A 13,277-nucleotide genomic window follows, 5' to 3' on the forward strand; every position below is an offset into this window, starting at 1 on the left:
GTGAAAAATGTGAATTCGTTAACTGCTGGAGTTATTGTTTTCCCTGGTTCAAACTGTGATAGGGATGCAAATTTTGCTTTAACGATTAACGGTTTTGATACAAAATACATATGGCATGATTTCAATCAATTACTGGATTTTGATTTGGTTTTTATTCCAGGAGGGTTTTCCTATGGAGATTATTTAAGGGTTGGGGCGTTGGCAAGATTTTCTCCCGTAATGAGCTCTGTAGAGAAGTATATATTGAACAAAAGAGGATTGGTTTTAGGGGTTTGTAATGGTTTTCAGATACTAACAGAAGCAGGGATATTACCCGGGGCATTAACCGTTAACACCTCTCATAGATTCATATGTAAAGATGTTGAAGTTGAAGTTGTAAATTATGATACACCGTTTATCAATGATGTTCAAAAAAAGATTTTAATTTTACCTATTGCCCACAAAGAAGGCCGATATATCAATGATAATAAGCTTGATCCTAAAAATATTGTATTAAAGTATAAAGAGAATCCCAACGGTTCATTTGACGATGTAGCAGGCATAATAAATGAAGAATACAATGTCTTTGGTTTAATGCCTCATCCGGAAAGAGCTTGTCATAGTGTATTAGGTAATGAGGATGGTAATTACATTTTTCAATCTATCAGGAGGTATTTGTCTAGTGCAGAATCAATTAACAATTAAAGAGATAGCATTGGAATTAGGTATTTCAAGAGAAGAATTTGATCTCATCGAAGAAAAGTTGGGGAGAATACCCAACGAATTTGAAACCTATCTTTTTTCTGCTCAATGGTCTGAACATTGTGGTTACAAGCATTCTAAACATTATCTCAAAAAAATTAATGAATCTTATGAAAGCGAAAATGCAGGATACGTTCAGATTGGGGGAAAAGCTGTTGTTTTTAAGGTTGAAAGTCACAACCATCCTTCTGCTGTAGAACCTTATCAAGGCGCAGCCACTGGTATCGGTGGGATAGTTAGAGATATATTAGCTATGGGAGCAAGGCCCATAGCACTTTTAGATTCGTTAAAATTTGGTAATATTTGCGATCCAAAGGTGAAGAACATTTTCGAAGGTGTTGTTTCAGGTATAAGCGATTACGGTAATTCCATCGGTGTTCCTACGGTTGGTGGAGAGACTTCATTCAATGAAATATATTCAACAAACCCTTTGGTAAACGTGATGTGTATCGGTATTGCTAACAAAAATCATTTGGCATCTTCCCATGCTGATGGTCCTAATAGACTTCTTGTATATGTAGGATCTAAAACTGGACGTGATGGAATACATGGAGCCTCTTTTGCATCAAAAAAATTGAGTGGAAAAGATGACAGGCCCTCTGTTCAAGTTGGAGATCCCTTTACCGAAAAGAATCTAATCGAAGCGACACTTGAGATATTGAAAATAAAAGGGGTAAGAGCTTGTCAAGATATGGGTGCTGCTGGTGTTCTTAGCTCTACTTCTGAAATGGCTTATAAGGGTGGAGTTGGTTGTGAACTTTATTTAGATAATATACCGAAAAGGCAGGAGGATATAGAACCTTGGGAAATAATGCTTTCTGAGTCTCAAGAGAGGATGCTTTTTTTGGTTAATCCTGGTAAAGAAAAAGAAGTAGAAGCCGTATGTAATAAGTACTTGATCGATTTTGCAGTTATAGGAAAAACAATTTCTACCCCTCATTACGTTGTGAAAGAAAATAGCGAAGGCAAGGTTCTTGCTGATCTTCCAATAGATATCTTAGTTAACGCCCCTGAATATTATAGGAACAACACCATTCCTTCTACTTATATATTGAACAAAGCAAAAAAATACCCAAAGACAAAGATAAAGGATATAGATAAAATATTAAAGATATTACTGTCAAACCACAACATATCTAGTAAAAAATGGATATATCAACAGTACGATTATAAAGTTGAAACGAATACAATATTTATACCAGAACAAGCCGATAGTGCTGTACTTTGGTTAAAAAAAACTCAAAAGGCTATTGCTGTTACGATTGACAGCAACGAACTTTACACCTATTTAGATCCATTTGAGGGTACAAAGAACGTTGTATACGAAGCTGCGAGAAATCTAATCTCTGTTGGTGCAAAGCCTTTAGCTATCACAGACAACCTTAATTTTGGTGATCCTGATGATCCCGAAGTATCATGGCAATTTGAAAAAAGTATTGAAGGCTTGATTGAAGCTTCAAAAGAACTTTCTACCCCAGTGGTTAGTGGTAACGTCAGTTTTTACAATTCGTATCATGAAACATCGATTTTCCCTACCCCAGTTATTGGTATGATTGGGGAAATTAAAGATATAAAAAAAATAGTTAACCTAAAGTTCAAAGATTGTGGTGATGTAGTATATTTAATTGGAAAAACAGATATCAATGTTGATAAGATAGGTGGTAGTTTTTATTTAAAAGTTCTTGAAGGGTTTGTAGGTGGAGAGATAGACTTTGTAAATCCAATGTATGAAAGATATTTGCAAAACTTTATATTAGATCTAATAGAAAAAGGTATTTCAAAAAGTGTGCATGATGTTTCAAAAGGCGGTTTGCTCACTGCTTTGGCGGTGTCCTGTATATTGAGTAATCGGGGTTTTAAAGGTATTTTAGATGCTTCCATAGAAGGACTTTTTGGAGAGAATCAGGGCAGGTTCATCGTGTCTGTTAGGAGTAAAGATTCCCGTACATTTGAGGATATGGCAAAATCATCTAATATCAACTTTAAGAAATTGGGAGAAATAAAATCCAGTGATGACGGTATCGATATCGGGAGTGCATATTTTGATTTAAAAGAATTGAAAAGTATCTATTTCGATAGTATCTCGAAAAGTGTGGAGGAATAATAGAATGTTGATGGAGAATTGTGGTTTGTTTGCCGCATATTCAAAGGCCGAAAAGTACAACGTAAGTGGCAGAATTGTGGAAGGTCTTTTGGCACTTCAACATAGAGGCCAAGAATCTGCAGGGATCTCGGTGTCAGATGGTACCAAAATTACAACTTATAAGGGCAAAGGCGTAGTCAATAGAGTTTTCGGGGGTGGTGTATCAAAAAAAATTAACGGTTATTTTGGGATCGGGCACGTAAGATATTCAACGAAAGGGGTCTCTAATTTCACAAATGCTCAACCAATTAGTATAAAGTATAAAAATGAATTTTTTTCCATAGCTCACAACGGTCAAATTGAAAATGGTCCTGAAATGAAAGAGAAATACGAAGAGCAAGGCTCCATATTTATGACAACTTCAGATACGGAACTTTTTCCCCATCTTTTAGTTAAGAAGCTAAAAGGCTTTCCTTCAAGTTGGAAAAGTGAAGAAATAGGTAAGTTAATTGCTGAAAATATATCTCCTTCTTACTCACTACTTTTTCTTTTTACAGATAAAATCATTGCTTTTAGAGATCCTTTCGGATACAGACCGTTAAGTATTTGTGAAACTGAAAATGGAATTTATATAGCTTCGGAAGATAGTGCTTTCAAATTTTTTCCTCTTAGAAATGCTAAAATTAGAGAAATAAAGCCCGGTGAATTAATTGAAATAAAAAATGGAAAGATAGAAAGTCATTTAATATCTTCTAATAGTCCTAATAAGTTTTGCTTTTTTGAACACGTTTACTTCGCAAGACCCGATTCAAATATATTTGGTGATAATGTACACTTAATGCGTGAAAAGTTGGGAGAGTTGTGTGCAAAAGAGAATCCTGTCGATGCTGATATAGTTGTTCCGGTAATGGATAGCGGCTTTTCTGCTGCCTTAGGATATTCAAAAGCATCTGGTATTCCGTTAGAAATGGGGTTAATGAGGAACAAGTATGTTGGAAGAACTTTTATCGATCCAGATCTGCAAGAAAGAAAGTTGGGAGTCAGACGTAAACTTTTACCGGTTAAAGAAGTAATAGATAACAAAAGAGTTATTTTAATAGACGATTCTATCGTGAGAGGAACAACGATGAAACATATAGTGAAGATGCTAAGGGAGAATGGAGCTAAAGAAGTTCATATAGGGATAGCCTCTCCGATGGTAGTTAATACGTGTCATTGGGGGGTTGATATCCCTACGAAAGAAGAATTAATCTGCGCAACTAAAACGGTTGAAGAAATCAGAGAAATTCTTAATGCAGACTCTCTTAATTTTATTACTTTGGAGAATTTACTTGCTTCTTTAGGTGAAAAGGGAAATAATTACTGTTTTCACTGTTTTATAAAAGATTAAAATTTTTTAAATTATTGGGGAGCGGGGCGAAGGGTCGCTAACAAAGACTAAACAAGGCTTACATGAAAACCATGCAAACAATTAATAAAAAAATCTGCTTTTAAAAAGGGTCACAGGGCGGAGCCCTCCCTCAGCCAGTTTTAGGGACCGCAGGTCCCTTCATAAAAAGGGTGGGCAGCTGGGCGAAGGGGAGCAAATTTCATAGAAGACACTATAACCAAAATTTGGGAGGTAATCCATGTTTTATAAAAACTCTGGTGTAGATATAGACAAAGCTAACGAATCAATTAAAGAAATCAGATCTTTTATTGGCTCCAATATAGGTGCTTATGCTGGGATATTTCCTTTGAAAGATGAGCTATCTAATTATAAAAATCCTTTTTTAGTAGCTACTTCCGATGGAATAGGTACAAAGCTTCAATTGTTAAAAAAGTATGGAAGATGGGATATAGCTGCACAAGATTTGGTGGCTATGAATTTAAACGATTTGGTTTGCATGGGTGCAAAGCCTTTATTTTTTTTAGATTATTTCTCTACATCACACTTAAATAAGAATAATTTTGTCACTTTCATTCGACATTTAAAAAATATTTTAGATGAATATGAGTGTGTTCTTTTAGGTGGAGAAACAGCCGAACTACCGGGTGTTTTTAAAAACAAGAGTGAAGACATCGCTGGTTTCGCCGTTGGAATAGTTGAAAAAGATAATATATTTGACTATTCAAAGGTAGAGCCAGGTGATAAGCTTATTGGTCTTTCTTCTTCTGGGATACATTCAAATGGCTATTCTTTGGTTAGAAAATTACTGGATGAAAGAAAAATTCCCTTCACAGAAAAACTTTTAAACCCTACAAGAATCTATGTTAAACACACTTTAACGTTGCTTAATTATATAAAAGGTGCTGCTCATATAACAGGTGGGGGAATAATCGATAACTTGCCCAGAATAATCCCTGATGGTTGTTGTGCAGAGATAAAGGTTAATTGGGAGATTCCTTCTGTCTTTGAAAGTATTAAACAGTCAGGTGTCTCTGATGAAGAAATGTTCAAAACCTTCAACATGGGTATCGGTATGATTTATGTTGTTTCTGAAGACAATCTTTCTGAAGTTACAAAAATATTGGAATCTGTTTTGAAGGAAGATTTTTTCATTATTGGAGAAGTGAATAGGGCAAACGATTCAAACCAAAAAGTTAGGATCATTCAGTAAAAAACGTTTTTAGGAGCGATATACTGTGAAAAAGATAGTAATTTTAGCCTCAGGTAACGGGACAAATTTTGAAGCTATATGTAAATATTTTTCGAAATCTCAAAAAATTAGTATAATTAAATTGATAACGGATAACAAGGAAGCTCAGGTAGTAGAAAGAGCAAAAATATTGGGAATAGATTATGAAATAATAGATTATAGCACTTTCAAATCAAAAAAAGAGTTCAATGATTATCTTTTTGATCGTTTGAAAGATCTAGATTTTGATCTAATGGTACTAGCAGGATACATGAGAATCTTACCAGGCTATATAGTTAGATATTATGCCAATAAAATAATAAACATTCATCCTTCTCTTTTGCCGAAATACCCTGGTTTACGTTCAATAGAAAGAGCGTATAATAATAAAGAAGAATATACAGGAATAACAATTCATTACGTAGAAGAGAAAGTTGATACTGGGAAAATCATATTACAAAAGAAGTTAAAAGTAGACAAAAATTGGGATCTTGTAAAGTTGGAGGAAGAAATTCATAAGTTAGAGCATCACTATTATCCCCAAGTAATTGAGAAACTCTTGAACAATTCTTGCGAAAATAGAAAATAGTATAGACTCTTAGATAGACTGAGAGGCAAGGCACTGATTCCTTTTCTTATATGGGTGGGGAGCGGGACGAAGCCATATTCCTTTATCCTTATGGGTGGGCTGCGGGGCGAAGGGGCGCTAAAGTAAGTTTTAAAGTAAGTTTAGAGTTTTTAAAGATAATTTAATAAAATAAAATGACATAGGGGGGCATTAGAGTGATAAAAAGAGCATTGTTAAGTACTTACAAAAAAGATAAAGTAGTTGATTTTGCGCGAACTCTTCAAGAACTTGGAATTGATGTTATTTCAACGGGTGGAACCGCTAAAAAACTTCAAGAGAACAGCATTGAAGTTACCCCCGTTGGAGAAATCACCAATTTTCCTGAGATATTAAATGGAAGAGTTAAAACTTTGAATCCTTTTATACATGGAGGTATTCTTGCAAGAAGAGAGAACAACCAAGATATGGAAACTTTAAAAAATTTAAAGATAACACCGATAGATCTTGTTTATGTTAATCTTTATCCATTTGTAGAAGTAGCTAACAAACGCGATGTTGACATGAATGAGTTGATTGAATTTATAGATATAGGCGGACCAACAATGATAAGATCTGCGGCGAAAAATTACAAAGATGTAATTGTAGTAGTAGATGAATCTGATTTGGAACAAATATCCGCTAAATTAAAGACACCAGAAGAGTTAGATGAGAATTATAGATTGTACTTAGCTTCAAAAGCTTTTAATTTGACCGCCTTTTATGATAGTTGTATAAGTAATTATCTAAATGCTCAATTAACAAATAAGGATGATTTTCAAGAATTTTTAACGGTTCCATTTGAAAAAAACTATGAAATGAGGTATGGTGAAAATCCTCATCAAAGTGCCATTTTTTATAAAAATACTTTAACTTCTGGGGCTATGACTTCATTTGAACAATTAAACGGGAAAGAGTTATCCTTTAACAATTTAAGAGACGCCGATTCCGCATGGAAAGCGGTGAATGAATTTGAAGATACAGCATGTTGTTGTTTAAAACACAGTTCTCCTTGCGGTATTGCTTTGGGAGATAGTGTTATAGAAGCATACCAGAAGGCTTATTCATGCGACCCTGTTTCAATATTTGGTGGAATAGTTGCTTTTAACAGGAAAATTGATGTTGAAACAGCACTTGAGCTAAAGAAAATATTTCTTGAGATAATAATGGCTCCAGAGTACGATGAAGAGGCTTTAGATATTTTAAAAGAGAAAAAGAATTTAAGAATTTTGAAGATGAATTCTAAGCCTATTGATACGTATGAATATGTATCAGTTGATGGAGGGATTCTCGTTCAAGAAGTTGATAAACGGGTTATAAACGAATTTGAGGTTGTAACAGAAACTAAAGTATCAGAAGAAATCAAAGAAGAACTTTTGTTTGCATGGAAGGCGGTAAAACACGTAAAATCAAATGCAATAGTGGTTTCAAAAAACAAGGCTACCACAGGCATAGGGGCTGGCCAACCCAACAGGATTTGGGCTGCTACGCAAGCTCTAGAAAGAAGTAAGGATAAAGGAGGGGACGTTTTAGCTTCAGATGCCTTTTTCCCTTTTAGCGATGTGGTAGAAAAGGCTGCAGAATATGGAATAAAAGCGATAATCCAACCTGGAGGATCAATCAGAGATGATGAGTCTATTCAGGCGTGTAGCAAATATGGAATAGCCATGGTATTTACGGGAATGAGACATTTCAAACATATATAATTTGTTTAAATTTTTAGTATACAAAGCACCCATTTTTTGGTATACTATTAATGGGTGATTAAAATGAATGTAAAAATAAAATCTCTTATTTTACTAGGAATTACAATCTTTTCTTTTTATTTTTTAAGGGTAGATTTTGAAAGTATTGCTCTTTTAGATGCTTTAATGGTAATAGCATTAACTGCTATTTCTGATAATATAAGGGTTTATTGGAATTACAGCAATAGGTTGGTCTCTAACACCGTGGGTTTTGTATATGCTTTTATATTGGGGCCGCAATATATTTTAATTTCCTCTTTGGTCATTCTTTTGAGTAAAACAAAACATCAAGAAATAAGTAGAAAGTTATACAGGACTCTCGTGTTCTCCACGAGCTATTCTTTGGCTGCTTTGATTTCTTATAGATTCAGTCCACCTCTTTCTATATTTTTATTTTTGACTATTTCGAAAATTATTAACACCATTATAGTTGAAGGTAGAAAAAATTTTGATTTTTCAGTGTTTATTTATGAATATCTTTACTTTTTGAGTCTTTTACCATTTTCTTACTTGTATTTACAATTCGGGTTTTCGCCTTTTAAGTACTTAATAATTTCTGTGAACTTATTGATACTAATGCTTTTTTATCTGATAATTAAAACGAGAAACGATAAAAACGATGAGATTTTGAGAACCCAAAGAATACGAAAATTAAACGATGTGATTGTTAATTTAAGCAAGGTTATCAGGCAACTTTCCTTGAAGGTATCCTCTGAAAAAATTCTCGATCAAATAGCAGAAATAATGCAGAAAAATATGGGTTATGCATATGTTCTTATCAGTTTGTTTAATTATCAGAATAATAAAGTTGAAAGAATAGCACATCGAGGTCTAAAAGAAGAAATGTTTGAAAAAATTAAAGGTCAAGAGGTTCCTATATCTGAAGTTCTTAAATTTATGGATGAAAAATATAATTATAAAGATACCTACTTTATTCCTCACGCTGATAAAATAAGCGAAACTTATACTTATCAACCTAGGGATGAAGTGAGCATAGATTATTTAGAAGATAATCAGAATTTATGGGATCCTGATGATTTATTGCTATTAGCTTTGAGAGATGAAAGAAACAATATTATAGGGTATATATCTTTGGATTCTCCAGAAAATAATTTAAGGCCGTCTAAAGAGGAGTTGAACATTTTATCGGTTTTCGCTCAGTTAGTCTCACTGGCGTTGGAGCATTCACAAAAATTCATGGAGATTAGAGACCAAGCCGAGAGAGATAGTTTAACGGGACTTTTTAATCATTCAAAATTATTTTCTGATTTGGAAGATTTTGAAAAAAATGAAGAGAAAATTTGTGCTGTATTTATAGATTTGGATGATTTCAAGGACATAAACGATAAATATGGCCATAAGTTTGGTGATGATGTTCTTGTTAAATTTTCTCAATTAATATTGAATACTGTTAGAAATAAAGACAGGGTTTATAGATATGGTGGAGATGAATTTGTAATTTTATTTACTGGTATTTCAACAGAGATTGGTATAAAGATTATAGAAAGGCTCTATGATGCGCTAAAAGTTTTTCAACCAAAGATCAGTTTTAGTGCGGGATTAAGTACTTGTGATGAAGTAATTAATAATTATAAAGAGATCGTTGAAATTGCAGACAGAAAAATGTATCTATCAAAAAATCAAGGTAAAGGTAATTTGATGGTTTAGTAGATCTTACTTTTTGTAGACATAAAACGAGGGTGGTTATTTTTTTTGTAACAGGAGGAAAAAAATAATGAAAGTATTAGTAGTAGGCAAAGGTGGTAGAGAACACACAATCGCTTGGAAGTTATCTCAAAGTAAAGATATAGAAAAAGTGTTTGTGGCCCCTGGTAATGATGGTATATCAATTGAAAATAAATGTGAATGTTTAAAAATAGAATCTATCAAAGAAATTTTGAATTTTGTTAAAAATAACAATATAGATATAACGATAGTAGGTTCGGAAGAGTATTTGGCTAATGGAATAGTCGATAAGTTTGAGGAGTCAAATTTAAAAATAATCGGTCCCAGCCAAAATGCCGCCCAATTAGAAAGCAGTAAGATATTCGCAAAGAGTTTCATGAAAAGGCACAACGTTCAAACTGCATCTTTTAATACATTTATTGAGTTAAAAGATGCCCTTGAATATTCCAAAAAAGCTTCGTATCCATTGGTAATAAAAGCCGATGGTTTAGCGGCAGGTAAGGGTGTTTTTATATGTAATTCTTATAAAGATTCTACCCAAGCTCTTAATGAACTTATGAAAGAAGAAAAATTCGGTGAAGCTGGTAGAAAAATTGTTGTTGAGGAATATTTAAAAGGCTTTGAAGCCTCTGTTTTTTTGCTGATGGATGGTCGAAATTACAAATTTTTTAACGTTTCGAAGGACCATAAGAAGTTGTTGGAAAAAGATCAAGGCCCAAATACTGGAGGGATGGGAGCAATTACACCTCATCCTGACGTTGATGAAAAATTAACAAAGATAATATTTCAAAAAATCATAAACCCAACTATCAAAGGTTTAGAAGAAGAGGGTTTATTATATAAGGGATTCTTGTACATAGGTTTAATAATAAAAAAAGAAAACACCCTGAACGGGGTCAAGGATGAACCCTTTGTATTGGAATACAATGTGCGTTTAGGAGACCCAGAAGCCCAATCGATGCTTTATTTATTAAAATCTGATTTTAGTGATATCATAAACGACATAGAAGAAGAGAGAGTTAACACTACCAATATTGAGTTTTATGATGGCTTTTCTTTTTGTCTTGTGCTTAGTAGCGAAGGTTACCCTTTTTCCTATGCGAAAGGTGAAAGAATCACAATTAAACCTGAAATAACTTCGAAAATCTTTTATTCTGGTGTTAAAAAAGATGGTGAAGATTTACTTACCAACGGTGGTAGGGTATTATCGATAGTAAATAAAGCAAATACATTAGAAGAGGCACGAAATATTGTTTACGAAGAAGCAGAAAAAATTCATTTTAAATCAAAGTATTATAGAAAGGATCTCTAGTGAGTGTTTAACCACTTCTGTTAATTTTGTGACGACTTAAGGACTCCTCGATCTTGAGATATCCTTTTTTCATAGCTTTTTTACTCACCTGAACGTTGAATTGATCGCCTTTGATTTTTTTCATCTTCTCCTCTATACTTTTTGAACGCTCAGAATCTTTTTTTAAGATTTTTTCAAGGACGTTTTTTACGGCGAGTTCGTTTTTAAATGGTTCCAATTGTTTCAGTAGTTCCAATCTTTCTTCTAGCGTTTTAGAAAAAATTTCAAAATTATCGTTCTCTAGCGAATCATCTAGCATATTTTCCTTTTTGTTTATTTTACTTATTAATTCTTCTATTACGGTCTTTTGAGTATTCATTTATAACCCACCTTTTCTCTTTCTTTTGCTTTTAACGGCACTTAGCCCCCGCTCTCCATCCAACGTGTACTTTTTGAATTATACCACATTTAGCTTTACTACAAGAAAAAAGTCGAATATTTGTATTTAGAGACATTTAACAGAGATTAGAGGTCATTATGATCGATTATTTCACTTTTTTGATGTTTTCTTGTATAATATAAGTTGAAGGTATTTTTATTTGCCAAATGGAAAAGGAGAATTCATTATGGAAACCAAAGTTATCGACGTGGATCCATTAAATATCGAAGAGGAAAAAATTAAAGAAGCAGCTCAAGCAATCAAAGAAGATAAAACAGTCGTTTTTCCTACTGAAACGGTTTACGGTTTGGGGGCAAATGGTCTTTCAGAAAATGCCGTGAGAAAGATTTTTGAAGCTAAAGGTAGACCTTACGACAATCCTTTGATACTCCATGTATCAAACGTTAGATCTTTTTTAGAGTATACTTATATCTCTTATGCTCTTTTAGAAAAAATAGAAAGGTTATTACCAGGTCCGATTACTTTTGTATTGAAAAAACGGGAGGTTGTTCCAGATATTGTGACAGCTGGAAAAGACACCTTGGCTATTAGAATGCCCGCCCATCCTGTAGCTTTAAAATTGATAGAGTACGCTGAAGTACCAATTGCTGCACCAAGTGCTAATATTTCAGGTAAGCCTAGTCCAACAATGTCGGAACATGTTTTAAAGGATATGCTTGGGAAAGTTGACTATATAATTATTGGAGGTAAAGTAGAGTTTGGAGTAGAATCGACGATAATTGATTTAACTCAAGGAAAGATACCAATAATATTACGTCCAGGTCCCATTCCACCTGAGAAATTAAAAGAGATTTTTGGAGATATTATTATTCCTGATTTTGTATATGGAAAAATAGAACCGGACTATATAAAATCTCCGGGTATGAAATACAGGCATTACGCTCCTAACACCCCTGTTATTTTGGTTGAACATGATGATGCAAATACTATGGTAAAAAAGGTTTTAGAGGAAGTGAAAAGTTATAACAATCCTTTAGTTCTCTGCCTGAAAGAACATGTTGGATATTATAAAGATCATAATATTAATTTTGACACTATAGGTAGTGAATCAAATTACTATGAATTTGCAGTGAAACTTTTTGAAATGCTTAGAAAATACGATGAAAAAATTGATGCTATGATTATTGAAGGTATAGAAGACAAAGGTATAGGTATAGCGGTTATGAACCGTCTAAGAAAGGCATCATACAAGATAAAATAAATAAACACCCCGAACGGGGTCAAGGAGAACACCCAGAAGTGGGTTCAGTTAAAGAAAGGAAGGGGAAAAAATTGGAACTTTTATTTGATGTTGGTAACTCTTATACAATGGTTGGGATACACGAAGATGGTAAGTTTTTGACTTGGAGAATTGGACCAAGTAGCTTTGAGTCGGAGGATGGTTTATTTGTTATTATTTCAAATTTATTAAATCGAGTAAATGTTGATTTAAACAAGATAACCTTGGCAGGCATTTCTTCTGTGGTTCCCAATGTAAACTTTATTTTAGAACAGATGCTAAAAAAATATTTTAATGTTGAAATTATTTTTGTTGGTACGAAGAACAAAATTAATAATATAGCATATTTAGTAGATTATCCCAAAGAAGTTGGAGCGGATAGAATATGTAACGTTATTGCATGTAAACAAGAATATGGTGACAACGTAATTGCTCTAGATTTTGGAACTGCTATAACCGTAGATGTCTTAGAAGGAGGGAATTTTGTTGGTGGTGCGATAATTCCTGGATTTAAGACCGCTATAGGTGCATTGTTTTCTAGAACCGCCCAACTTCCGAAGGTAGAGATAAAGATTCCTGAATACCATTTGGGGAAAAATACTATCGACAATATTCAAATAGGGGTAATAAAAACAACGTTATACGGAATAGAGAGACTGATAGACGAAATAAAAAGAGAAAGGAACAAAGATTTTGTCGTTGTAGCAACTGGTGGAGATATGAGTTTCCTTTCGAGTAAAACATCTTTTTTCAAGCATTACGACCCTTATTTAACACTAAAGGGAATATTATATTATTCAAAAGAAATAAAAAAATTGTGATAGGAGGCA

The 13,277-nt window shown here is 33.6% G+C and carries 11 protein-coding genes; 10 read left to right on the forward strand and 1 reads right to left on the reverse strand.

Annotated features, from left to right (window positions below):
* The first annotated feature begins 9 nt into the window (after window positions 1-9).
* From purQ to purD, 8 genes are all read left to right on the forward strand, one after another.
* Entirely contained in the window at window positions 10-684 is a 675-nt protein-coding gene (purQ, locus tag X926_RS02345) for a phosphoribosylformylglycinamidine synthase subunit PurQ (protein ID WP_103064853.1), read from the forward strand.
* Entirely contained in the window at window positions 662-2,845 is a 2,184-nt protein-coding gene (gene purL, locus X926_RS02350; RefSeq protein WP_103064831.1) for a phosphoribosylformylglycinamidine synthase subunit PurL, read from the forward strand. Before purQ ends, purL begins: the two co-directional genes overlap by 23 nt.
* A 4-nt stretch (window positions 2,846-2,849) precedes the next feature.
* Window positions 2,850-4,214 carry an amidophosphoribosyltransferase gene (gene purF, locus X926_RS02355; protein ID WP_199171159.1) on the forward strand — a complete coding sequence of 455 codons (1,365 nt, stop codon included), beginning with the start codon at window positions 2,850-2,852 and terminating at the stop codon, window positions 4,212-4,214.
* A gap of 238 nt (window positions 4,215-4,452) precedes the next feature.
* Complete coding sequence (purM, locus tag X926_RS02360) at window positions 4,453-5,424, forward strand: phosphoribosylformylglycinamidine cyclo-ligase (RefSeq protein WP_103064832.1); 972 nt, start codon at window positions 4,453-4,455, stop codon at window positions 5,422-5,424.
* Window positions 5,425-5,449: 25 nt separating this feature from the next.
* Window positions 5,450-6,031 carry a phosphoribosylglycinamide formyltransferase gene (gene purN / locus X926_RS02365; RefSeq protein WP_103064833.1) on the forward strand — a complete coding sequence of 194 codons (582 nt, stop codon included), beginning with the start codon at window positions 5,450-5,452 and terminating at the stop codon, window positions 6,029-6,031.
* A gap of 194 nt (window positions 6,032-6,225) precedes the next feature.
* Window positions 6,226-7,752 (forward strand): bifunctional phosphoribosylaminoimidazolecarboxamide formyltransferase/IMP cyclohydrolase, encoded by a 1,527-nt coding sequence (gene purH / locus X926_RS02370; protein ID WP_103064834.1) that lies wholly within the window; start codon window positions 6,226-6,228, stop codon window positions 7,750-7,752.
* Window positions 7,753-7,815: 63 nt separating this feature from the next.
* A complete protein-coding gene (locus X926_RS02375) occupies window positions 7,816-9,459 on the forward strand; it encodes a sensor domain-containing diguanylate cyclase (protein ID WP_103064835.1) in 1,644 nt (547 codons plus the stop codon).
* Between the two features lie 67 nt (window positions 9,460-9,526).
* The gene (gene purD, locus X926_RS02380; protein WP_103064836.1) at window positions 9,527-10,789 is read left to right on the forward strand and encodes a phosphoribosylamine--glycine ligase; all 1,263 of its coding nucleotides are present in this window, start codon (window positions 9,527-9,529) and stop codon (window positions 10,787-10,789) included.
* A gap of 7 nt (window positions 10,790-10,796) precedes the next feature.
* Here purD and X926_RS02385 read toward each other — a convergent pair whose 3' ends face one another.
* Window positions 10,797-11,147, reverse strand: coding sequence for a hypothetical protein (locus tag X926_RS02385; RefSeq protein ID WP_012209561.1), 351 nt, complete (start codon window positions 11,145-11,147; stop codon window positions 10,797-10,799).
* A 247-nt stretch (window positions 11,148-11,394) separates the two neighbouring features.
* Between X926_RS02385 and X926_RS02390 the strand changes: the two genes are divergently transcribed.
* Both X926_RS02390 and X926_RS02395 read left to right on the forward strand, forming a co-directional pair.
* The gene (locus X926_RS02390) at window positions 11,395-12,429 is read left to right on the forward strand and encodes an L-threonylcarbamoyladenylate synthase (protein WP_103064837.1); all 1,035 of its coding nucleotides are present in this window, start codon (window positions 11,395-11,397) and stop codon (window positions 12,427-12,429) included.
* A gap of 38 nt (window positions 12,430-12,467) precedes the next feature.
* Complete coding sequence (locus X926_RS02395; protein WP_233186658.1) at window positions 12,468-13,268, forward strand: type III pantothenate kinase; 801 nt, start codon at window positions 12,468-12,470, stop codon at window positions 13,266-13,268.
* Window positions 13,269-13,277 lie beyond the last annotated feature (9 nt).

The organism is Petrotoga sp. HWHPT.55.6.3 (assembly GCF_002895495.1).
Classification (GTDB): Bacteria; Thermotogota; Thermotogae; order Petrotogales; family Petrotogaceae; genus Petrotoga; species Petrotoga mobilis.